Origin of the sequence: Variovorax sp. Root473 (assembly GCF_001426505.1) — a bacterium.
Classification (GTDB): domain Bacteria; phylum Pseudomonadota; class Gammaproteobacteria; order Burkholderiales; family Burkholderiaceae_C; genus Variovorax.
In genome coordinates this window covers 384,371-407,909 of sequence record NZ_LMEV01000020.1, presented here as the reverse complement: position 1 = coordinate 407,909, position 23,539 = coordinate 384,371, and the positions used below count along the sequence as shown (strand labels likewise).

At 70.6% G+C, this 23,539-nt stretch carries 13 protein-coding genes; 5 read left to right on the top strand and 8 right to left on the bottom strand.

From position 1 onward, the window contains the following. Window positions 1–81: 81 nt before the first annotated feature. The 6 genes from tagF to phnD (ASD34_RS26540) all read right to left on the bottom strand — a co-directional run bounded on the left by tagF (window position 82) and on the right by phnD (ASD34_RS26540) (window position 9,313). Window positions 82–720: a type VI secretion system-associated protein TagF gene (gene tagF, locus ASD34_RS26565; RefSeq protein WP_056584526.1), complete on the bottom strand. Its 639-nt coding sequence runs from the start codon at window positions 718–720 to the stop codon at window positions 82–84. After that, the gene (tssM, locus tag ASD34_RS26560; protein ID WP_056584522.1) at window positions 717–4,322 is read right to left on the bottom strand and encodes a type VI secretion system membrane subunit TssM; all 3,606 of its coding nucleotides are present in this window, start codon (window positions 4,320–4,322) and stop codon (window positions 717–719) included. Before tssM ends, tagF begins: the two co-directional genes overlap by 4 nt. Beyond that, entirely contained in the window at window positions 4,319–5,668 is a 1,350-nt protein-coding gene (locus ASD34_RS26555) for a DotU family type VI secretion system protein (protein WP_056584519.1), read from the bottom strand. The genes tssM and ASD34_RS26555 overlap by 4 nt, the downstream gene beginning before the upstream one ends. Window positions 5,669–5,700: 32 nt before the next feature. Continuing rightward, complete coding sequence (gene tssK, locus ASD34_RS26550) at window positions 5,701–7,032, bottom strand: type VI secretion system baseplate subunit TssK (RefSeq protein ID WP_056584516.1); 1,332 nt, start codon at window positions 7,030–7,032, stop codon at window positions 5,701–5,703. A gap of 194 nt (window positions 7,033–7,226) precedes the next feature. Then, a complete protein-coding gene (gene phnD / locus ASD34_RS26545; protein WP_056584747.1) occupies window positions 7,227–8,240 on the bottom strand; it encodes a phosphate/phosphite/phosphonate ABC transporter substrate-binding protein in 1,014 nt (337 codons plus the stop codon). A 20-nt stretch (window positions 8,241–8,260) separates the two neighbouring features. Then, window positions 8,261–9,313, bottom strand: coding sequence for a phosphate/phosphite/phosphonate ABC transporter substrate-binding protein (gene phnD, locus ASD34_RS26540; protein ID WP_056584514.1), 1,053 nt, complete (start codon window positions 9,311–9,313; stop codon window positions 8,261–8,263). A 161-nt stretch (window positions 9,314–9,474) separates the two neighbouring features. Between phnD (ASD34_RS26540) and ASD34_RS26535 the strand changes: the two genes are divergently transcribed. From ASD34_RS26535 to ASD34_RS26520, 4 genes are all read left to right on the top strand, one after another. Continuing rightward, entirely contained in the window at window positions 9,475–11,394 is a 1,920-nt protein-coding gene (locus ASD34_RS26535; protein ID WP_056584512.1) for a hybrid sensor histidine kinase/response regulator, read from the top strand. Window positions 11,395–11,617: 223 nt separating this feature from the next. Next, window positions 11,618–12,607, top strand: a complete 990-nt coding sequence (locus ASD34_RS26530; protein WP_235510267.1) for an ABC transporter substrate binding protein — start codon at window positions 11,618–11,620, stop codon at window positions 12,605–12,607. Then, window positions 12,604–14,598, top strand: a complete 1,995-nt coding sequence (locus ASD34_RS26525) for an ATP-binding protein (RefSeq protein WP_082549105.1) — start codon at window positions 12,604–12,606, stop codon at window positions 14,596–14,598. Before ASD34_RS26530 ends, ASD34_RS26525 begins: the two co-directional genes overlap by 4 nt. Window positions 14,599–14,604: 6 nt before the next feature. Continuing rightward, window positions 14,605–15,393, top strand: a complete 789-nt coding sequence (locus ASD34_RS26520; protein WP_056584506.1) for a hypothetical protein — start codon at window positions 14,605–14,607, stop codon at window positions 15,391–15,393. Here the strand turns inward: ASD34_RS26520 and ASD34_RS26515 are convergent. Further along, window positions 15,351–17,123, bottom strand: a complete 1,773-nt coding sequence (locus ASD34_RS26515; protein ID WP_157609766.1) for a glycosyltransferase family 2 protein — start codon at window positions 17,121–17,123, stop codon at window positions 15,351–15,353. The two genes, ASD34_RS26520 and ASD34_RS26515, sit on opposite strands and share 43 nt — an antisense overlap. A gap of 47 nt (window positions 17,124–17,170) precedes the next feature. Between ASD34_RS26515 and ASD34_RS26510 the strand changes: the two genes are divergently transcribed. After that, complete coding sequence (locus tag ASD34_RS26510) at window positions 17,171–18,034, top strand: glycosyltransferase family 25 protein (RefSeq protein WP_056584500.1); 864 nt, start codon at window positions 17,171–17,173, stop codon at window positions 18,032–18,034. Window positions 18,035–18,047: 13 nt separating this feature from the next. Here the strand turns inward: ASD34_RS26510 and ASD34_RS26505 are convergent, their stop codons facing one another. Continuing rightward, window positions 18,048–23,537, bottom strand: a complete 5,490-nt coding sequence (locus ASD34_RS26505) for a beta strand repeat-containing protein (protein WP_056584497.1) — start codon at window positions 23,535–23,537, stop codon at window positions 18,048–18,050. Window positions 23,538–23,539 lie beyond the last annotated feature (2 nt).

Here is a 23,539-nt window from a genome sequence, read left to right as displayed (position 1 = left end):
TTTCTTTTGGCGAAGCAAAAGAAAGTAAGTCCGCCGCCGGGCGGAACTCCCGGCCTCGGAAAGGAAAAGAAAGCACCGCCCTCATTCCCCACCCCCAAGAAACAAAGCCTCAAACTGCAAATCCCGAGGAAGCCCAGTAGCCAACATCCGAACCCCACCTTCCAAAGAAGGCGTCTCCATCCAAAGCGAGGTTCCAGCCAAAGGCAGCTCGAGCGATCGGCCCTCAACAGCGGCCTCATCGGCAGCAGAAGTCACAAACAACTGAGCCAGCGCCGCATCAAACCGCAGCGCATCCAAATCCCCTTCAAGCCCTTCCAACACAGCCTGCGTCCCCAACGCCCACCACCGCAGCGCCGCAGCCAACGCCGCTCCATTCAAGACATCAGAGGAAGAAGCACCTTCATCCAGCTCAACAGCCAGAGTGAACGGAAAGTACCGCCCCACCCCATCCACCGAAGGCATCAACACGCCCATCCACGCCCGCTCCCCCACCACCTGCGCGCCCAGCGCAAAGCACCACACAGGCGCTTCCAGGTAGTGCGAAGTCCAATCCGCATGCCGATCCCGCAGCCGTGCCAACCCGCGCTGCAACCACGGGTCCCACACCGAGCGAAACGACTCCGGCAACCGCCGATGCGCAAAGTCCCCCATCCCCGGCAACTTCCCGAACCAGCCGGGAAGTTCGTCCGAAACGAAGAGAGAAGAAGAGGCCAGGCTCACAACCCCTCCGGACAAGAAAACTCCCGCAGCTCCTTCAGCCGGATCGGATGCTGCACGCTGTTCGTCGTCACCTCGAACCGCGTCTTGCGCGCCCCCACCTGGAAGGTGATGAAGAACTTCTCCGGCGCGTCACCGGCTTCCAGCTGCCCGTCATCCAGCGTACGGAACAAGGCCCAAGGCCCATCCATCGCCGACCCCGAACTCCCGGTCGTCGACGGCGGACTCACCTGAACGCGCACCTGGTTGCTGCCCTTCGGCCCCGGCCACTGCACCGCCATCGGCACCACGGGACCGTGCGCGTACTTCACGAGCTGGCCGTCGACGTCGAGGATGAACTGCGTGATGCCCGCGTCCATCTCCACCGGCTTGAAATCCAGCCGCATCGAGGGCCCACGCCCACCGCCGCGGAAGAAGATGTCCTTGATGCGCGCCGCGCGCTCGAACTGCGCCAGCGCCTGCGTGGTGATCGCGCCGCGCTCGGCCACGGGCTTGTAGCGCCACGGTCGCGTGCTGGTGTCGACGATGGCGGCCAGTCGCTTCTGGAAGAAGTCGTCCATCAGGCCACCGGCGCCGAACATCTGGCCGAAGTCCTCGGGCAGCACGTCGCGCTTGCTGCTTTGCACGAACGGGTAGCGGCCCGCGATGGCGCGGTTGCAGAACTCGGTCACGGGGCGCAGGTCCTGGCTCAGGTTGCCACGCTCGGCCACCTGCGCCTGCGCGGCGCCGGTCTGGCTCAGGTTCTCGATCATGCTGCGCACCGGCTCGGGCAGGCGGCCCGCGTCCGACTTGAGCTTGCCGGCCACGTCGCCGGGCGGCGGCGAGGTGCGGCCCTTCACGGCCGTGTCGACGGCGTTGAGGTACACGTACACCTCGTTGAAGAGCTTGAGCGCATCGTCGATCGGCGCGGGCTGGTTCGGGCCGCCCGCAGTGACAAGGCGGCGCAGCGACTCGAAGCGGTCGTCCACGATGCTCTCGATGCGCTTGCCCGGCGCCACCTGCTTGCCGGGGTCGCTGCCGAACAGGTCTTCCAGGCCCTTGCGCGTGTTGCGCACGGTCTCGGTGGCCTTGCTGACCACGTCCTTGTTGGCATCGGCCGCGGGAATCAACGTGGTCTGCTTGACCACCGCACGCAAGAAGTTCGCGAGCGGCGAATCGACGCCCGACAGGATGCGCGCGGTCTCGATGTTCTTCTCCAGGCCGCTGACGCGGATCAGCCGCACGTCGGCCAGCAGCGCCTCCCATTGCTTGACGTACTCCTCGAGGTACAGGCGCCGCACGCGGTCGGTGAGCGCGCCCAGCGCCGCGGCATCGCGCAAACGTTCGCTCGCGTTGCGGTCCTGGCCGAGCACCCACGGGTCTTCCGCGGCGAGCAAGCCGGTGAGCACGACGACCTCGTTCTGGAAGCGCTTGTGATACCCGTCGTAGGTGAACATGCCCGGCACGCCCTCGCTCAGCGGCTTGCCGCTGATGCGCTCGAACACGAGCGGGCCTGAGGGGCCGGTGGCCTGCGCGACGCTGAAGCCCGGGATGTCCTTGGTGGCGCGCTGGCGCTTGAGGCGGCTGAACACGCGCTGCTCCAGCGGGTAGCTCGCGAGCACGGCGCGCACGCTGCGCACCAGGTTCTCGTCCATCTTGAGCGGCGAGCGCGGCGGGCCTTGGGCGATGAGCACGTCGAGCTGGTCTTCGAGCGCCTTGCGCTGGTCCTCGGGGATGCCGCGGTCGAGGTTGCGTGCCCAGTCGAGCGTGATCCAGGCTTTCAGCGCCTCGGCGTCGAAACGCTCGGGCTGGTAGAGCATCAGGTAACTCTTGAGGGCCTCGTAGGTGAACTCGAGGTTGTCCTTCTGCGCGGTGCGCAGCTGGTCCTCGATGCGCTTGGCGATCTGCGGCAGGAAGGCGTCGTTGAGCGCACGCTGGTGCGTGAGCATCGCGGCCGCATCGAGCTTGTCGCCCTGGTACAGGCCCAGCGTCATCGACAGCGGCTCGTCGCCCTGGCGGTTGTCGGGCGTCTTCCAGATGTCGCGCAGGCCCTGCAGCACGGGCGCGACCTCGACCAGGTTCTGAACGCGCGTCGGCAGCGCGGCCAGGGTCTTCTGCGCGGGCTCGACGCGCGCCTCGACCGACTTCAGGTAGTTGTGGTTCTGCCAGGTGCTGTAGCCCCAGGCGGCGATCAGGCCGACGGTGAGCAGCGTCATCGCAGCCACGCCTGCCAGGCGCAAGGTGTTGCGGCGGCGCTCCAGCTTCACGTCGGCGCCGGCCAGGCGCTGTTCGGGGAACACCACCTCGCGCAGCAGCGCGGTGAGGAAGTAGCTGCGCCCGCTCGACTTCTGCGGCGCGAGCATGGCGCGCTCGATGCCGAAGCTGCGCGCCAGGCTGCCCATCACGCGGTCGATCGGGCTGCCCTCCTGCGTGCCGCTGGTGAAGTACACGCCGCGCACCCACGGCGGCTGCGCAAAGCGCGAGCCGGTGAACACCTGTTCGAGCAGGTCGGACAGCAGCGGGCCGACCGAGCCGAACTGCGCCGGAAAGCCGAAGATCGCCGCGCGGCGCGTGCCGTCGGTCTCGCGCTGCATGCGCGCGATGAGGCCGTCGTTGACGCGGTTGTGCAGCAAGGCGAACTCGCGCTGGAAGGCGGCCGACAGGCCCTTCTCTTCGAGCTGCAGATTCTCGTCGGCCGGCAGCGTGAAGCCGAAGACCTGCGCGCGCTGCTCCTTGCCGAGGTCGTCGAAGTAGTCGGTGAAGCCGTAGAGCAGGTCGCTCTTGGTGACGAGCACGTACACGGGCAGGCGCGTGGTGAGCTTGCTGTCGAGTTCGAGCAGCCGCGCGCGGATCGACGCCGCGAGCTGCGTGCGCGCCTCGGGGCCCTGGCTCAGCAGGTCGCCCACGCTCACCGTCAGGAACACGCCGTTGAGCGGGCGGCGCGGGCGCGCCTTCTTCAGCAGGCCCAGGAAGCCTTCCCACGCACTCTTGTCTTCCGACTGGTGGCTGTCCTGCGTGGTGTAGCGCCCGGCGGTGTCGATGAGCACGGCCTCGTCGGTGAACCACCAGTCGCAGTTGCGCGTGCCGCCCACGCCACGAATGGCACCGGGGCCGAACTTCTCGGCCAGCGGGAACGAGAGGCCCGAGTTGACGAGCGCCGTGGTCTTGCCCGCGCCCGGTGCGCCGATGAAGACGTACCACGGCAGGTCGTACAGGTAGCTGCCGCCCGAGATCGACAGCCAGTCGCGCCAGCCCGGCTTCTTGCCGGCGGCGTGCAGGCGCATCTGCTTGAGCGTGGCGACGGCTTCGCTGAAGCGCGTGTCGAGGATCTTCTGTTCGCCGTCGACCGGTGCGCCGGTCTTGGCGGCGGCCGGCGCCTTCATGAGGCCGTCGGTCAGGTGCTGGCTGGCGCGGCGCGCGCGCCAGCGGCGGTACAGCGCGCGCAGCAGCACGCCAAGCACGATGACGCCGATGACGATGGCGCGCGCCATCTCGCCTTCGAGCGGCGCGAGCGAGCCGATCTTCACCAGCGGGCCGATCCACCAGATCAGCAGCGCGACGACGATCAGCGCCAGAAGCGTCAGCAGCAGCGGGCTGAACAGGAAGCCAAAGATTTTCTTGATCATTTCGTTGCTCCTGGAACGGGAGCAACCGGTGCAGCAGCCATGCGCTCCGGTTCGGTCAGCAGCACGATGTCGACGCGGCGGTTGCGCGCGCGGTTGGCCGGCGTGTCGTTGGCGGCCACGGGCTCGGCGTCGGCCTTGCCGTCGGAGCGCATGCGCGCGGGCTCGACCAGCGTGGAGAGCGCGCCCTTCACCGCGTCGGCGCGCGCGGCCGACAGGTGCCAGTTCGACGGATAGCGCAGCGAGCGGATCGGCTGGTTGTCGGAGTGGCCGGTGATGAGCACCTCGCCCTTCACCTCGGACAGCGCCTGGCCGATGCGACGCAGCACCGGGAGCGACGCGGCCATCGGCTCGGCGCTGCCCGAACCGAAGAACGAATCACCACGCAGGCGCACCACGCTGCGGTCGGCCTCGTCGGTCACCGTGACCAGGCCCTGCTTGATCTCGGGTTCGAGAAAACGCGCGAGCCGCGGCGACTTGGCCGGCGCAGCGGGCGGCGCGATCTGGATGTTCGGCACGCGCAGGCTCGACACGGCCGCGTAGGTGGTGTCGGAGCGGTGGTTGAGCGTGAGCCGCAGGCCGAACCACGCGAGCGCCAGCAGCAGCGCAAAACCGGCCGCGAATACCCACAGCGGCAGCGACTCGCGCAGCCGCACCGTGCCCGCGCCCTGCCCGCGCCAGTGCGGCGACAGCTCGGGCTCGACGGCCGGGCGGTCTTTCGCGATCAGGTCGGCCAGGCGCTGGCGCACCGAGTCGAGCTGCGCGCGGCCGTTGTCGACCACGCGGTAGCGGCCCTCGAAACCGAGCGCGAGCACGCTGTAGATCAGCTCGAGCAGCTGGCGGTGCGTGGGCACGTCCTGCGCGAGCTTGGCCAGCAGCTGGAACACCTTCTCGCCGCCCCAGGTCTCGTTGTGGAACTGCACCAGCAGGCTCTGCTTGTTCCAGCCGGCCTGCACGCCCCAGGGCGTGTTGGCCACGGCTTCGTCGAGCGCGGTGCACAGCACGTAGCGTGCGGCCAGCACCGACTCGTTGCCCACGCCCGCGCGGCGCGCCGCCGCATCGAACTGGTTCACCGCGTCGGCGGTGGACGCGCGCAGCGCCGGCACGTTGGGCGGCTGTGCGAGGTTGCGCAGCTTGCCGATCAGCACCAGCAGCTTGCCCGCGGCCGACACCAGCGGATTGAGCAGGCCGATCTCGCCCACCTCGGCCACAGGCGTCGGATCGGCGCCGCCGAAGAACGGCGCAGGCGCAGCAGCAGCCGGCGGCGCACCACCCGGCGTGCGCGGCTTGGGCTTGATGACCGTGCGCTCGGACTCGAAGGCCGCGAAGGGGTCGGGAGGAGTGCTCATGGTGATGGTCCGTGTCCGTCAGCCGGAGGCGGCTAGGAACGAATGGCCCAGAACGCCAAGTCGAGGCCGGGAAAATCGCCCGCGATGTGCATCGCGATGCCGCCCGACTGTTCGAGCTGACGCCACAGGTCGCTGTTGCGCGTTTCGAGTTCGAAGTAGTTGGCACCCGTGTGGAAGGGAATCTGGCGCGGCGCCACTGGCATCGGCGTCAGCGTGACGCCGGGCAGCGCGAGGTTCACGAGGTCGCGGATGCGCTCGACCGGGCCGATCTTCACCTGCGTGGGAAAGCGCGCGCGCAATGCCTCGCTCGGCATGTTCGCGTTCACCGCGAGCACGAAGGTCGCCTTGCGCTGCAGTTCGACATCGGTCACCACCGCCACGCGCACGCCGTGCTTGCGGTCGTGCAGGTCGATGCGAATGGCCGACTGCTCGAACACCATCGACAGGCTGCGGCGCAGGTCGTCCATCACGGGGCGGAAGCTCAGCGCGAGGTCGTCATGGATGTAGGGCCCGAAGCGCGTCACGCGGCGCGTGTCACGAAAACTCGCGAGGTCGCCGGCCAGCCCGAGCGCGTGCTCGAAGAAATGCTGCGGATGCAGCATTGCGCTCCTGGCCAGGTGCGCAAAGATCGCCTCGTTGCGGTTCACCGCCTGCAGCAGCATGAAGTCGGCGATCTCGGCCACGCCGCCCGTTCCGCCCTGCGTCATGCGCCCCGCCAGCGCTTCGCCACGCTGGCGCAGCAGGCCCAGCAGCTCGTCGAGCCAGGCGCGGATCACCGCATGGCCGGCCACGTCGAGCAGCGGCGGCAGCATCGTGCGGTCGAGCTGCACCTGGTTGTCGACCCGGCGCTCGACCACGCGGGCCACGCCCAGGGTCGCCCAGGCGTCGGTGGCTTCGCTGGCGCGCATCAGGCGCGTGTGGAGCTGGCCGAGTTGCAGCATCGCGGTGCGCTCGCCAGCCGTGTTGGAGTCGGGCACGTCCGACTCCAGCACGCGGTGACGCACCAGCTCCTCGTACTCTTCAGCGTCGGCTTCGCGCGCACCGGCGCGGCGCAGCGGCAGCGCCAGCACCACCGCTTCGTCGCGCATGGACGCAGGAATGTCGATGGGCTCGGGCAACGGATCGACCGCCGGCATGTCGAACACCGTGCCATCGCCGAAGATGCCCACCGCCCGCACCAGCGCCAGCTTGCCCAGCGTGAGCGCCGCCGCGTCGATCTCGACCTCGGCGAATCCCCAGGCGTAGGGCGTGGTGGTGCGCAGCAGCACATGCCGCGCATGGTCGGCATGGCGCTCGCTTTGCTGCAGGTGCTGAGGCTGCAACAGCATCCCCTCGCTCCAGACCACTTTGGTTCGCCAACTCATCCGCACTCCGTCTACGGCAAGGGTGCCGGGAAGTAAGAAGAAACACGAAGTTTCCGGCGCGGGGGGCTGCGGGCAAATCCGTCTAATGGCCTAGACGGCGGTGATTTGCGTACGGCAAAGGGAGTAGATGGCCAGCGAGGACGCATCGAAAGCGCGCATGCGAAGCGAGGCGACGCGGCCCCGCAACTTCTTCTCTAGCGAGGTGCAGCAAAGCCGCGCAGCGCTTCCACCTGCGCCGCATACGCTTTCTCGATGCGCTGCAACCGCTGCTCGCGCGCCGCGTCGTTGACCCATGCTGCCGACAGCGCGCGCTGCCTACCCAGTTGGTATTCCAGCTTGGCTTCCGGCAACAACGCGCTGTCGTCCGCCGCGACATAGCCGTAGGCCGCGCGCAGGTCTTTCAGCACTTCGCGCTCGGCATCGCCGCGCGGTCCCTTGCCTTTGCCATAGCCGACCAGGAAGGCCTGCAGCTTCGCCTGGAACTCGGGCGGATAGTCGCGGCGCACCACCATCGGGGCACCGGGCGGCGGCTCGGATTCCCAGATCACCTGCAGCCTTGCCGCCTCGACCGGAAACTGCTCGCGAAAGCGCTCGAAGTCGGTGGTGTTGTTGGTGGCGACATCGGCATCGCCATTCGCCACGGCCAGCGCGGTGGCCTGGTGCGTGCCGACGAACTCGCTGCGAAAGCGGGTTTCCATCTCGATGTGGTTCGGCAGGAAGAGTTGGCTCTGCGGCACGATGAAGCCGGTGACCGAACGGCTGTCGCCGCGCGCGAGCCGCCAGCGTTCGGGCTGGGCCAGCAAACCCTCGAGCGTGTTGAGCGGCCCGGCCTTGCGCGCGAGCAGCACGGCGCGGTGCTCGGGCATGCCGTCGCGCCGCGCGATCTGCGCGACGACCTTCATGCGCCGCTGCATCACCGCATCGAGCGCCATCTTGGCCGAGAGAAAAGCCATGTCGATCTCGTCGCGGCCGATGGCGCGGTCGAGTTCTTCGTACGACGGCACCGAGTACGCGCTGACGGGAAGGCCGAGCGCGCGGCTCATGTCGGCCATGAGTGGCGTCCAGAACGCACGCGACTCGACGGTGCCGCCCAGCGGCAGCACGCCGAAGCGCACTTCCCTGATCGCCGACGCAGCCTTGGCAGGAGGCGCAGGCTGCGCGTGCGCCGACCATGGCGCCACCAGCATCACCAGCGACGACGCGGCCATCGCGAGCATCGTGCGCCGGTTCAAGGGCTCACATCCTTCAGCACGGCGAGCTGCTCGGCGTAGCCGTTCTCCAGCCGCTGCAGCCGCGCCTGCCGCGCTGCGTCGTTGACCCATTGCGCGCTCTTCGCGTTCTGCATTGCGAGCTGGTAGGCGAGCCTGGCGGCGGGCAGCAGCGAGCTGTTGTCGGCCGCAACGAAACCGGCGAGGTCATGCAGCGACTTGAGCACCAGGCGCTCGGCGTCGCCGCGCGGCCCCTTGCCGCGGCCGTAGGCGACCAGGAAAGCCTGCACGCGTTGGCGCAGTTCGGCCGGGTACTCACGGGCCACGACGATTTGCGCATGCGGGATCAGTTCCGACTCCCACAGCACCTGCAACCGCTGTGCCTCGGCGGGAAAGCGGGCCTTGAAGCGCTCGAAATCGGCCGAGTTGTTGGTGGCCACGTCAGCCTCGTTGTTGGCCACGGCCAGCGCGGTGGCCTGGTGCGTGCCGACGAACTCGCTCAGGAAGCGCGTCTCCATGACGATATGGTTCGGCAGGAAGAACTGCAGCTGCGGCACGATGAAACCCGACACCGACTGCCGCTCGCCGCGCGCCAGACGCCAGCGCTCGGGCTGCTCGATCAGGTCTTTCAGCGTGTTGAAGGGCGGCGCCTTGCGCGCAAGCAGCAGGCCGCGGTAGCCGGGCAGGCCGTCGTGCCGCACGACCTGGGCCACGACCTTCATGCGTTTCTGGCTCACGGTGTCGAGGGCCATCTTTCCGGACAGGAACGCCATGTCGACTTCGCCGCGCTGGATGGCCTGCTCCAGCGCCTCGTACGAATTGACCGAGAGCACGCTCACCGGCCGCTGGATGGCGCGGCTGAGTTCGGCCAGCAGGGGGTCCCAGTCGCTGCGCGACTCGAAGGCCCCCCCCAGCGGCAGGATGCCGAAGCGCACCGGCGCGTCCGTTGCGGGCCCAGGAGCCGGCGCCTGGGCCGTGGCCAGCAGCGGCAGCAGCAGCCCCATGGCAAGCACCAGGGCCACAGGGCGGCCGGTCTGGAGGAAATGGCCGAAACGACGCAAGAAAGCCTGCATGGGGACATCGGAAGACAAAGGCCCGCGACGAACCGGCGGGGACTGGCATGGGCGACGCGGACGCCATTACATCGCAAATAGCGGCTTTTTTCGTGCTGTTTTCCGCACTTCCCTGATCGGATCGACGGCCCTAAGCTCGCCCCCATGCGCCCAAGGCCTTCATGAACTGGAACTTCCGCCTCCTGCGCGGGCTGGCCCGCCTCACCTTCGCCCAGCAGCTGATCCTGCTGGCGCTGGTGCCAGCCACGGCGGCCACGCTGGTGGCCATCGCGGTGCTCACGCGCCAGCACCTGGGCAACCTCACCGAGCTGATGCGCGCCAACGCACAGACGGTGGCGCTGCAGGTGGCCACGGTGGCGCAGGCGCCGCTGACGCGCATGGACCGCCGCGCGCTGGCGCGCACCGCGCAGACGGGCATGTACCAGCCGCACGTGCAGCAGGTGCAGATCTGGACCGAGGACGGCGAGATCGTCGCCAACTCCGAAACCGTCGATCGCCGCCGCGGCGAGGGCCTGCAGGTGGTGGTGCCGATCGTCAGCGACAACGGCCGGCACAACGGCAAGGTGATGGTCGAGATCGGGCTGGACGCAGTGCAGAGTGCGCGCCGTTCAGTGTGGATCAACGTGGCGCTGGTGCTGGCCGTGAGCCTGCTGGGCGTGGGCCTGGCGGGCTGGTGGGCGGCGCGCCGCATCAGCGAGCCGATCCGCGCGCTGGGCGCGGCGGTCGACCGGCTCGGCGCGGGCGAAAACGCGAGCGTGGCCATCGAAGGCACCTCCGAGGTGCGCCACCTGCAGCATGGCTTCAACCAGGCGGCGCGCGCGCTGGCCGAAAGCCACCGGCTGCTGCAAAGCCGCATCACCGAAGCCACGGCCGAGCTGGCACGCAAGAACCAGCTGCTCGAAGTGGCCAGCCAGGCCAAGACGCGGCTGCTGGCCGCCGCCAGCCACGACCTGCGCCAGCCGCTGCATGCGCTCACGCTGTTCTCCGACGGGCTGGCCAACGGCGAGACCGACCCGGTGAAGCTGCAGCGCATCGGCCACATCCGCGAGTGCGTCGATTCGCTCGACCGGCTGTTCTCGGAGCTGCTCAACCTGTCGCAGCTCGATGCCGGCGTGCTGCAACCGCAGTGGGCCGACTTTCCGCTCGACCGGCTGTTCGAGGAGATCAGCCGCAACTTCCGTCCCGTGGCCGAGCAGCAGGGTCTGCGGCTGGTGGTGCGCAAGACCGAACTGTGGGTGCGCTGCGACTACGTGATGCTTTCGCGCATCCTGAACAACCTGGTGTCGAACTCGCTGCGCCACACGGTCGCGGGTGGCGTGCTGATCGGTGCGCGCGCACGCGGCAAGGGCGTGCGCATCGATGTGGTCGACACCGGCGTGGGCATTGCCGCGCAGCACCAGGCCCGGGTGTTCGAAGAGTTCTACCAGGTCGAGGCGGCCAGCCGCAGCAACGCACCCGGCGGCGCGCGCGGCATGGGCCTGGGGCTGGCCACGGTGCAGCGGCTGGCCGAGTTGCTGAACACGCGCGTCGAACTCAGCTCGCGCCTGCACAAGGGCACCTGCGTGCGCGTGCAGGTGCGCGCCGCGCCCGCCGCGCTGCAGGCACCGATGGCCCCGGCACCCGCTGCGGCCACTGCCGCCAACGACAACAGCAGCAGCAGCAACGCCGACAGCCTGGCGCAGCTGCGCATCCTCGTCATCGACGACGAGCGCACCATCCTCGAAGGCCTGAGCGTGGTGCTCGCCAACTGGGGCGCCACGGTGCTGGCCGCGCAAACGCGCGCCGAGGCGCTGGCGCTGGCCGACCACTGGGACACGCCGCCCGACGTGGTGGTGAGCGACCTGCTGCTGCAGGGCGGCGACAACGGCCTGGACGTGATCGCCGCGCTCGAGCGCCACCCCAACGGCATCGGCGCCGGCACGGCGCGCCTGCTGGTGACCGGCGAGACCAAGCCCGACCGCCTGCGCGAAGTGGCGGCCGCCGGCATCGCCGTGCTCTACAAGCCGGTGTCGCCGCGCGTGCTGCGCCAGGCAATCCAGGCACAGCGCGCAGCCGCACTGACGATCGCGGCCAGCCTCTGACCACGGATTGCGGTAGGCGCCGGGTAGTCCGTCGGACATAGGCCAAGCAGCCGCCGCGGTGTGATCTTCCTCACACCCGCGGGCCCTCGCATGCGCGGGCATAAGCCCTCCGCCTTATCGCGGGAAACGGGACGCGTCCTTACATTGGGTCATTGCCGCTTGCTGCCCAAAGCAGTCCATGTCCGTCGCCGAGAACCCTCCCATTCCGCTTTTCTTCGGAAGAGTGCACCGTGCTGTCCACGCCCTGCTGGCCTGCGGCCTCGTGCTGTGCTTGACCGCCGTGCCGTGTGGTGCATCGGCGGCCAACCTGACGGTGCTGGTCGGCGACGACCAGGCCGCATCGGCGGAGTTCGTGCAGCAGCTGCGCAGCGACCAGTCGTCCGGCAGGTTCGACCTCGTGCGCATCGCGCCGGGCGCGGCTGAACCGGCCGACACCGAACCCGCCGCCAATGCCGGTGTGCGCACCCGCAGCCTGCGCCCCCCCGGCGACGCAGGCCTCACCGTGGCGGTCGGCACCGCCGCCGCGCGCGCCGCCCTCGAGCGCCCCGGCGCCGAGCCGCTGGTGCTCGCGATGCTGAGCCGGCTCGAGTACGAGAACCTCAAGGCCGCCACTCCCTCCGCCCTGCGCCGCGGCGACCGGCGCGTGGGCGTGCTGCTGCGCGACCCGGCCATGGCCGACCAGCTCGCGCTCGTGAACGCCGTGCTGCCGCAGAAGCGCCGCCTGGGCGTCATCGCCACGCCCGAATCCGAACCGCTGGTGCGCGAGCTGCAGCGCGCTGCGCAGACCGCCTATCCCGCCTGGGACCTGCAGGTCGAGATCGCGCCCGACGCCCGCTCGCTGGCCGCCGCGCTGCGCGCCCTCGTGCCGCGCAGCGACGCCCTCATGGTGCTGCCCGACCTGATCGGCGACAGCCAGGCCGCGACGCTCTCGGTGCTGCATGCCGGCGCCGGCGCGGGCCTGCCGGTGTTCGGCGCCAGCGAAGGGCTGGTGCGCTCGGGCGGCCTGGCGGCGGCGGTTTCCACGCCCGGCCAGCTGGCCCAGCAGGCGCGCCAGCTCGGGCAGAAGGTGGCCAGCGCCGGCAACCCCAGCGGTCCTCTGGTGGAGGCGGCCACGCCCGCCACCGTGCGGATCAACGCGACCGTGGCACGCGGGCTCGGCCTGCGTCCGCCGGAGGAACGGGAGCTCACCGAACGACTCGCCGCCCCGCGATGAGCACCACGCCGGTCGCCCCGTCCGCGCTGTCCCGACCGACGGCGGGAGCAGGCGTGGCGGTCGACTCTCCCGCCTCGCCGCCGCCGCCACCCCCACCGTCCGCCGCATCGCTCGTGGTGCGCGGCCACCTGCAGCGCGACCTGTTCCGTCTGGGCGTCGTGCCCTGCGCGGCCGTGGCGCTGGCGCTCACCGGCTGGTTCACGCACCACCGGCTGCAGACGCTCGAAGCCGCTTTCGACGCCGAAGGCCAGGCCGTCGCGAAACAGGTGGCGGCGATGTCCGACCTGAGCCTGTACGCGGGCGACCTGCCGGCATTGCAGAACGTGGCCTCGGCCGCGCTGCGCGGCGGGCAGGTGACGCGCGTGGAGATCAGCAACAGCGCCGGCGTGTACGTCACGGCCGGGCCGAAGAACGAATCGCTCGCGCAGCTGCGCATGTTCAGCGCGCCGGTCACGCTGCGCGAGGCCTCGCGTGCCAGCGCCTTCGCACCCGCGGGCTCCACCACCGGGGGCGACGCGCCCATCGGGCTGGTGCAGACCTTCCGCGACACCACCGCCTACACGCACGAGCGCAGCCGGTCGCTCATTGCCGGCATCGGCATCGCGCTGGTCGCGCTGCTGGCGGCGTGGGCCTCGGTGCGCCACATGGCGCGCACGGTGGCGCGGCCGCTGCGGCGCGTGTCGCGCACGGTGGCAGCGCTGGAAGCCGGCCACTTCGAGGTGCGCTGCGGCGTGGTCGAAGGCGGCACGCGTGGCACGCACGAGCTGGCCGTGCTCGCGCACGACATCGACCGCCTCGCCGAGCGGCTGCAATACAACCGCCAGGTGAGCGAGGAGCGCGTGCGCGAAGCCACCGCCGTCGCGCTGCAGCGCATGGCCGAGGCAGAACAGGCGGCGCTCTCTCGCGCGCGCTTCCTGGCCGCCGCGAGCCACGACCTGCGCCAGCCGCTGCACGCCATGGGCCTGTTCATCGACGGCCTGCTGCCCAGCGCCACCGAGGCACAGCGCCCCGCCGTGCTGCGGCTGCAGGAGAGCACCGGCTTCATGGGCGTGCTGCTGGACGACCTGCTCGAAATCTCGCGGCTCGACGCGCAGGTGCTCACGCCCGCCATCACGCGCGTTTCGCTCGCTGCGCTGTTCGACCAGCTCGATGCGCAGCACGCACCCGCCGCCAGCGCGGTGCAGGTGCGGCTGCGTTGGCGCGACCGCGGCCTGGCGGTGCGCAGCGACGCGGCGATGGTGCAGCGCATCGTCGGCAACCTCGTGGCCAATGCGCTGCGCCACGCGCCCGACGGCGGCACCGTGCTGGTGGCCGCGCGGCGCAGCCGGGCCGGCGTGCGCATCGAAGTGCGCGACAACGGCGTGGGCATCGCGCCCATCCACCAGGGCCGCATCTTCGAGGAGTTCTACCAGGTGGCCAACACCGAGCGCGACCGGCGCCGCGGCTTCGGCCTGGGCCTGGCGATCTGCACGCGCATCGCTGCCCTGCTCGGCACCCGCATCACCGTGCGCTCGGCATTGCAGGCCGGCAGCACCTTCGCGTTCACGCTGCCCCCTGCGCGCATGGCCGACGTGGCGCCGCCCGAGCCCGCACCGATCGCGCCCGCCCCATTGGCCGGACTGCGCTGCCTCGTGGTGGACGACGACGCCGCCATCCTCGACGGCACGCACGCGCTGCTCACGCAATGGGGCTGCGAGGTCGAATGCGTCACCACCGGCGCCGAGGCGCTCGCGCGGCTGGGCACCGGCGACATCGCCTACGACGCCGTGCTGTGCGACCTGCAACTGGCCGGCGACGCCGACGGCGTGGAAGTGATCGATGCCGCCCGCCGCCTGCAGCCCCAGGCGCTCGCCGTGCTGGTATCGGGCGCCACCGGGCCCGAGGTGCTGCAGCGGCTGCGCCAGGGCGGCGTGACGCTGTTGACCAAACCGGTGGCGCCGGCCAAGCTGCGCGCACTGCTCACCACGCGGCGCCACGCGCCCGGCGCCTGACCGCCCATGCCTGCAACCGTCGACCTGAAAGACATCCGCCCCTTCGTCGCCATGCCCTGCCACAGCGGCGCGGTCGGCACCGCGTGCGTGCGCAGCCTGCTCGGTCTCGTCAACCTCGCGTGGACCCACGGCTTCGCGATGCAGACGCGCTTTCTGGACGGCGACAGCCTCGTCACGCGCGCGCGCAACCGGCTGGCCGCCGAGTTCCTGGCCGACACGCGCTGGACACACCTGTTCTGGATCGACGCCGACATCGGCTTCGAGCCCGAGGCGGCTGTGCGGCTGCTCACTGCGGGCCGCGACGTGGTGGCCGGCGTGTACCCGCACAAGAGCGACGGCTGGCCCGACGGCGGCCTGCGCACGCCACTGCCGGCCGGCGCCACGCGCGCCGACTTCGAGGCGCTGCATGCGGCGTTTCCGGTCAACCTGAACGATGCGCGCGACGCGGGCGCGGGCGTCGACGCCGACGGTTTTCTCGAAGTGCTCGATGCACCCACCGGTTTCATGCTGATCGCGCGCCATGTGCTCGAGCGGATGGCGCAGGCGCTGCCCGAGCTGCGCTACACGCCCGACCGCATGGACGACCCGCTCGTCGCGGCGCGCCCGCACTACCGCTTCTTCGACGTGTTCGCCGAACCGAACAACGGGCGCTACCTCAGCGAAGACTACGGCTTCTGCCGCCGCTGGCAGTCGATCGGCGGACGCGTGCATGTCGACACGCGCTCGCAGCTGTCGCACCAGGGCCTGCGCACCTACCGTGGCGACTTCGCGAGAACGCTGGGGTTGGGCGGCTGAGCCGATTCCTGCAGATCGGGCGGCAAGGTGCTGCGGTCGTAGTCGCGATCGGGCGCGATGCGCACCAGCTGCAGGCCCGGCCCTTCCTCCGCGAGGTACTCATAGCCGATGGCCTGGAACTGCCGAGACGGATCGAGCCGCGTGTAGAGGTCGCGCCGGGCCACGCGGTCTTCGTGCCGGATGCTCTTCAGGTGATAGAACCGGTAGCGGCTGTAGAACATCGGGCCGTGGCGCTGCGCGTCGTCGGGCAGCCACGGGCCGTGCAGCGCAGGACTCTGGTCGAACGCGATCTGCCGCGGCAACCGGAACAAGCGCGCGCGCGACTTGCGTCCCCACGGACCATCGCTGCGCCATGCATCGGGAGAGTTCCAGAGTTCGCAGGACACGAGCGACAGGCTGGCAAGCTGGTGGTCGGGCAGCGAATCGACGGTGGCATGCAGGTGACGCAGGAACAGCTGTTCGTAGCGCTCGTCGGCATCGCACACCAGCACCCAGCCCGCGCCGTGGCGGCGTGCCGCGTCAAGCAGGCGGCGCTTGCTCTCGGTCTCGTCCCAGACGTGCGCGCCATCGTCGCGCGGTGGGTTCGACAGCAGCTCAAGCAGCATCGGCTCGCGCCGCAGGATGGGGGCTGTGCCGTCGGTCGAGCCGTCGTCGAGCGCGACGATGCCGTCCACATGGCCGCGCAGGTGGTCGAGGCAACCTGGCAGATAGCGCGCCTCGTTGCGCACCTGCATCACGCAGACGATGCGCAGCCGCGAGGTGAGACGCGGCGGGATCGGCGGGTTCTCGCACCGTGGGCAATGGAAAGCGCTGGCTTCGTGATGCAGCAGGCGCGCGCAGACCTCGCACTGGCGGCGCGAGCCCATTGGCACCACCGGTGTGGCAACGGTGGCGTGCAGCCAGACCGGTGCATCGGCGGGCCATGGGCCTGCGCTGCCGTTGCGCGCGACGCGGTCGAAATCACGGCCCCAGCCGGCATCACCGGCGCGGGCCTCGTGCGGTGTGCATCGAATCCAGTCGAGGTCGCGATCGAACTGCTCGCCGCCGGTGCGCGTTTCGTCCGACAGGTGCAGCAGGTGCGCGCCCGGGCAGGCCAGCAGCTGCCAGCCCGCCATCTCGAGGCGCACGCGCAGGTTGTCGTCGTCGCCGCCCCATTCTTCAAGCGATTCGTCGTAGCCATGGACCGCATCGAAGGCTTCGCGCGCGCAGCACAGCGAGCCGTAGAAGGTCTGCAGCAGCAGCTCGGGCGGCACCTGGCGGGCGAAGGCGGCGTCGAGCGTGTCGGCGGCGTCCGTGAGTTCGTCGAAGCGCGCGAAGCCAACACGGCCGACGGCGACGCCGCGCGCGTGCCCCATCGCCGCCCGCAGCAGCACGGCCATTGCATCGCCCGCGTAGGCGGATTCGGGCGAATGGACCAGCACGAAGCGCCCCGCACTGCAACGCACGGCGGCGTTGATGGCCTTGCACGGCGGGCGCCACGCGTGCGCGACGTCGTTCACGAGCACCTTCCAGCGAATCTGCGCAAAGCGCGCGGCCAGCGCCAGCACGCCGGCTTCTTCGCCGGGTTCGTCGAGCGCCAGCACCACCTCGATGCCGGGCCGCGCCCAGTACGCTGCATTCATCGGCAGCACGCGCTCGAACTCGGCGAGCTTGCGGTAGAAAGGCAGCACGACGCTGAGCCACGGCCGGCCCGCATCGCGCAACGAAGCCTCCAGGGCTTCCGACGTCATGATGTCCACTGCATCGCGCCTTCAGCGATGAAGCACCGGAGGTACCCATGCAAGGCTGCTACATCAACCTCGAGCGAAGCACCCGTCGCCGCGCCGCCATGGACGCGCAGCTGCAGCGGCTCGGGCTGACGGACATCCGGCGACACGCGGCCGTCGATGCGCGCACGCTCACGTCCGGCGGTGCAGCGATCACGCCCGGCGAGCATGCCTGCTTTCTCTCGCACACCGAAGCCATCACCCGCGCGAACGCCGGCGAAGCGCTGCTGGTGCTCGAGGACGATGCGCAGCTCAGCGAGGCGCTGCCGACGGTGCTGCGCAGCGGCGTGCTCGCGCAACTCGAAGCCGACGGCTGTGACATCGCGTTCCTGGAGTGCCAGCCCGTGACCGGGACGCAGCAGCTGCTCGCGCTCTGGCAGAGCCTGCAGCGACGGCTGCCGCAAGGCAGCAGCGCGCCGCGCCATGCGCTGACGGGCATCGACTTTCTCGATGCGCGCATGCTCTACAACTGGGGGGCGGTCGCCTACCTCGTGACGCCGAAGGGCCTGCGCGTGCTGCCCGCGTTGCTGCAGGAAGCGCTCGCGAACGGGCCGTCGCAACCGTACGACCTGACGCTGGGCCGCCTGTTGCGCGACGACCGCCTGCAAGGCACGGTGCTCTCGCCCTTCCTTGCCACGCCGACATTCGGCAGCCATGCCGACAGCGCGCTCGGCAACCCCGCGGACGCGGCGGCGCACGACGTGCTCGGCGGCGCGCTGCGGCGCTTGTTCTTCGCGGGGCCGATCGATGGCGTCGATGCGCAGGTCGCGCCGTGGCGGCATGCCCCACTGACCGACGACCCGCAGCTGCGACTGCTCGCGGACCTGATGGCGCAGCTCTTCGTGCTCACGGTCCGCGGCGACGCGGTGCGCTGACACGCCTTGCGTCTCAGAAGTCCGAACAGCCGTTGCGCCGCTCGGTGTTCACGCAGCTCAGCAGGTTGGGCCGCGAGCGCACGCGCGACCATTCGCGCGCCAGCACGTCGGCGCCCTGCGCCACGCGGTCGCCGTCGAGCGGGCCGGTGGCCAGGCAGATCGGCGCCTGGCCGATGTTCTTGTCGTAGAGGTACGAGGTCAGCGGCTCGCGCACCACGTCCACCGAAGGCAGCAACGGCAGCACGGGCCGCGACGGCGCGGCGGTGACCCGCAGCTCGCCGGGCACCACGCGCACCGCATAGCCTTCGGCCGAGGTGAAGCTGCCGTTGATCGGATACAGGCCCGACGGGCTGGCCAGCCCCGCCGTCGTGGACATCGACCCGCTGAAGCCCGCGCCCGTGTCGCCAAGGATCAGGCCCGTGAGGCTGTAGACGAAGAACGGGTTGGGCGCGCCCACCGCGCGCGACGCATCGGCGATCACGATCGTGGCCGTCGGCTGCTGCGCGTAGATGAAGTGGTTGTCGCCCGGCGTCACGGTCACGGTGCACAGGCCCAGGTAGGCGCAGTGATAGAAGTTGGGCAGCGGGCCCGAGCCCGCCAGGCCGCCGCGCGTTTCGCCGACCCAGGTGTCGGCCCACACGCGCCACAGCGCGCCCGAGATGCCGAAGCCCCCCGGGTTCTGCAAGCGCGCCGCTGCCACGAGGTCGGTGCCGCTGGTGCTGCTGACGGGTGCGCCCAGCGTGAGGTCGCCGCTCAGCGTGCGCACGAGCACCGTGTTCGCCGCCATCGAGTCGGCCGAGGTGACTTGCGGCAGGTTGCCCGCCGCATCGAAACCGGTGACCGACACTGGCCCGATCGTGACCGCGTTCGCATCCACATACGCAAAGCCGCCGGCCGCACCGCCGCCGACCGTGGCCACGTCGTTCGCCGGATTGCGCAAATCGACGCTGCCGTTGCGCGAGCGCGCGAGCAACGTGCCCGCCGTGATCGCGCCCGCACCCGACTGGCTCACGTTGCCGCCCGACAGCAGCCCCAGCGTCGCGGCCGAGACCGGCGCGTTGAGCGCGATGTTGCCGCCGCCCTCGTTCTGCAGCGTCAGCGCGCCCGCGGTGGAGAGCGCACCCGCCACCGTGATGTCGGCCGCATGCGTGGTGCTGCCCGCGACGATGGTCGGCGCGGAAAGCTGCGCGAACTCGGCGCCGGACACCGAGAAGCCGTTGACCGTGGGGCCGCCCAGCACGATGGGCGTGGCCGTGTCGTCCGACACGTTCATGTTGGCATCGACCCCGCCCGGGCGCAGGTCGATGGCGCCGGCCGCGACGACCGGTGCCTCGATGACGATCGAGTCGCCGCTGCCGTCGTTGCTCGCACGCAGCAGCACGTTGCCGCTGCTGCGGATGCCCGGCAGCGCACCCGGCGCGGTCGGCGATCCACCGGCCTGCAGCACGACGCCGCGGCCGCCGTTCTGCGAGCGGCCCGTCACCTCGATGTGGCCGCCGCCCGTGGTGACGAGCTGCGCGCCGTTCTCCAGCCGCACGCCGCTGTCTTCGGTCGCGCCCGGTGCCGACGGGTCGTTGTTGAAGTTGTAGCCGCGCACCGCGATGCTGCCGCTGCCGGTGGTGATGGAACTGCCGCCGTTGATGAGCACGCCGTGCGCCGCCGCGAAGGTGGACGAGGCCTGGCGCCGCGCCACGCCCTGCACCGTGACGTTGCCGCTGGTGGTGCTGATGGTGCTCGGGCCGGTCTGGCCGTCGGTGATGACCACGCCGCTGTCCCACGTGGTCGAGGTGCCGCGGATGTCCACGTTGCCGGTGGCCGTGGCGATGCGCGCGCCCTGCAGGTACACGTCGCCGCCTTCGATGCGCACGTTGCCGCCCGCGCCCGCGTCGCTCTGGCCGACGCGCGTGTCGACCTGTACGTCCCGCGCGACGACCGTGCCGGTCGGCGCACCGGGCTGGCCGCTGAACAGCGACACGCTGCCGCCGTCGGTGATGACCTGCCCGCCGTTCAGGCGGATGGAGCCGCTGCCGGGCGCGCCCGTGCCCAGCGCGTTCATCGACACGCTGCCGCCCTGCGTGAGGATGTTGCCCGCGAAGTTGATGTAGCCGCTGCTGCCCGAGGGCGTGCCATCGGGGTTGACGCCGGCGTTCATCACCACGTTCAGGTCGTCGCCGCCGGTGGCGCGGATGGTGGTGCCGGGCGTGCGCGTCTGGATGCCGCTGGCGGCGTCCAGCTGGAGCGTGAGCGGGCCCTTGGAGCCGGTGTAGTTGATGTCGACGTCGGGCTCGAGCGTGATGACGCCGCCACCGCCCGTGCCGGTGCCCGTGGAGATCCGCACGCTGGTGCCGCCGTTGAGCGCGGTGTTGATGTCGCCGTCCTCGATGGTCGAGTTGGCGAGCGCGTCATACGGGTTGCTCGGCAGCGTGCCGCCGGTGTTGCCGTGGCTGATGGTGAGGTCGAAGGGGTCGATGAACCACTGCCCCGCCGCGCCGTTCGGCGCCGACGCATCGACGCGCGCACCCCGCAGGTCGAAGCGTGCGGCCGAAGTTTCGATGCGCCCGCCGTCGCCGCCGGCCGCACCGGCGCGTGCCGACAGCTGGCCGTAGGCGCGCAGCGTCTGGGTCGCCACCACCTTGATGCTGCCGCCGCTGCCCGTACCCGTGACGTTGGCTTCGAGGCTGGTGTTCTTGCCGATGGCGACGGCATTGCTGCCTGCGATGTCGATGCTGCCGCCGCCGGTGGCGCCGCTGGCATCGAGGCGCGCCACCGCGGGCGAGCCGTCGGAGTTCGTGGCGCCGTCGATCAGCACGTTGCGCCCCTGCACCGAGATGCTGCCGCCCTTGCCGCTGTCGCTGGCCACCGAGGCCAGCGTGCCGACGCTGGTGCCTACGCCGGAGAAGAAGGTGACCAGGCGCATCGAGACATCGGTGCCCTGGCCGTCGATGGCGATGGTGCCGCCGTCGGTGCGCAGCGCCATCGGGTGGTCGCTGTCGGCCGTGACGGCCACGCCGTAGGTGGGCGTGGTCGATGGCGTGATGACGATGTCGGGGCTGCCCTGCGTGGCGCTGAAGCCTTCGCTGCCCGCATGGCCGATCACGTCGATGCGCCGGCCCGCACCGGCCGAGACCGCACCACGGATGGCAACGCCGTTGCCGCCGCCGGCGGACATGTTCCCCGCTGCAAAGCCCGTGTCGGTGCGCAGGCCGTCGAGGTTGGCGCCCTGGCCTTCGATGCGCACGTCGCGTTCGCCGGCGACGGTGGCGTCGTCGATGACGACGGCCGTGCTGGCGCCCACCGCGGCGCCGCCGATGTCTGAAGTCCAGGTCGGCCCCTGGCCCTTGATGCCGATGTCGCCCACCGACTTCAGCACCGCGCCGCTGCTGACGGCGACGCCGCTGCGTTCATAGCCCGCGAGGCCATCGACCTGCAGGCCGCCGGCGCCGGCTTCGACCGTGCCGCCCATGATCGACACGCCGTTGCTGCCGCGGAAGATGAAGTCGCTGTTGTCCTGGTCGTCGATCCAGGTGCGGCCCTGGCCGCGCATCGTCACGCGGCCGTCCCCGCGGGTCGTGGCCTGGCTGCCCGCCAGCGTCACGCCGTCGCGCCACACATAGTCGCCGGTGTCGCCGCCGAGCGGAGCCATCCCACCGATGGCACGGCCGTTCTGAGCGTCGCCCTGGCCGAAGAAGCGCACGTCGCCGCCGTTGGCCGCGATGGTCGCTCCGGTCAGCACGATGGCTGCGGCGTAGTCGCTCTCGGCGGAAGGGTTGCCGCTGCTGTTGTTGATGTTCTTCGCGTTGGTGGCGACCAGGCCGGTGGAATCGGCGTTGAAGTCGACATGCAGTGCGCCTTGCTGCGACGTGATGGCCGAGCCCTCGTTCATGACGATGCTGCCGGCCGAGTCGACGCGCAGCCGCGCCGTGCCGCCTTCGCTCTTGATGACCTGCACGCCGGGCGCAAAGGTGACGCCCGCGCCGACGCCGGTGCGCCCGCTCGCCAGCGTCACGTCGGTGCCGCGGCCCAGCGTGTCGCCAACGCTGCCGGCGCTGACGACACCGCCGCCGAAGGACGGCAGCTTGCTGTCGTACACGGGCACGTTGCCGGCCTCGACGATGCCCAGGTCCGACTGCTTCGCGCTCACCGTCCAGCTGCCGTTGGCACCGCCTTGCGCGCCACCGCCCGCATCGACGCGCACGGCCTGCACGCGCACCGAATCGGCTTCGTTCGAGATTGCACCGCCCTTGCCGGCGCCCGCGCCGCGCGCGGTCATCTCGCCGTAGGCCTGCAGCCGCGATTCGCGCTCGGGGGCTGCATCGGCCTCGCCGACCAGGGCCTGGTCCTTGGCACTGGCGGTGGTGACGGTGCCGCCCGCGCCGCCAGTGGTGGCATCGGCGCGCAGCACCGACGTGGACGACAGCGCCACGTCGTAGCCATGCACCGACACGCTGCCGCCGCCAGCCTGGCCGCTGGCGTCGATCACCGCGCGCTGGTCGCCCGCGCCGGTGCCTTCGATGCGCACCTGCCCGGCCGCGATGCGGATGCTGCCGCCTTGCTGGCCCGCGCCCGCGCCGGTGGCGTCGAGCAGGCCGCCGTTCATCTCGATGCGGTTGTCGCGGCCCGCGCCGAGCACGATCTCGCCGTTGACGTTCTCCAACGTGCGCGCGCGCACCGTGCCCGACTGGTTCACCACCAGTTCGCCCGCCGTGTTGGAGCTGCCGACGAGCATCACGCGCCCGCCGTCGGCCTGCAAGGTGCCGCTCTCGGTATTGACCACCTTGGCGCTGGTGGCCATCGCGTCGGCCGCGACCACGAGGTTGGTGAGCCCGTCGTTGCCCAGGTCGAAACTGATCTTGCGGCCCGAAGCCAGCGCCACGGTGCCGCGGTCGGCCACGATGCGGCCGCTGTTGGTCACCTCGGCGCCCATCAGCACCACGGGGCCGCCGGTGGCGGTGAGCACGCCGGCGTTGCTGACGACATTGGTGTTGCCGTCGGGCCGTTCGAAAGTGAGTTGGGTGCTGCCTTCGAGGAAGGCGTTGTCGGTGGTACTCAGCGCCAGCGTGGAGGCCACGAGACCGCCCACGTTGACCTGCGCGCCCTGGCTGAATACCACGCCGTTCGGGTTGACGAGGAACACACGCCCCGGCGACGTGAGTTGCCCGGCGATGGTCGAGAGCTGGTTGCCCGTCACGCGGTTGAGCAGGATGCTGGCCGCGGCCTGCGACGGGTTGGTGTGCGTGATGTTGACCGCGTCCTTCGCGCCGATGGAGAAGGCATTCCAGTTGATGATCGCGCGCAGCGACGACTGCGAGATCCCCAGTGCCTGCCCGCCCGCGCTGGTGGCCGACGTGGTGGTGCCCACCGTCACGCCACCCAGCGTGGTGTAGCCGCCCGGTCCGAAGCTCGGCAGGATGGTCTGTGCCAGCGCGGGCGCCAGGCCCATGCACGCGATCGAAAGCGCCAGCGGGCGCAACGTCAGCCGGGGTTGGAGGTTACGGGGCTTCATGG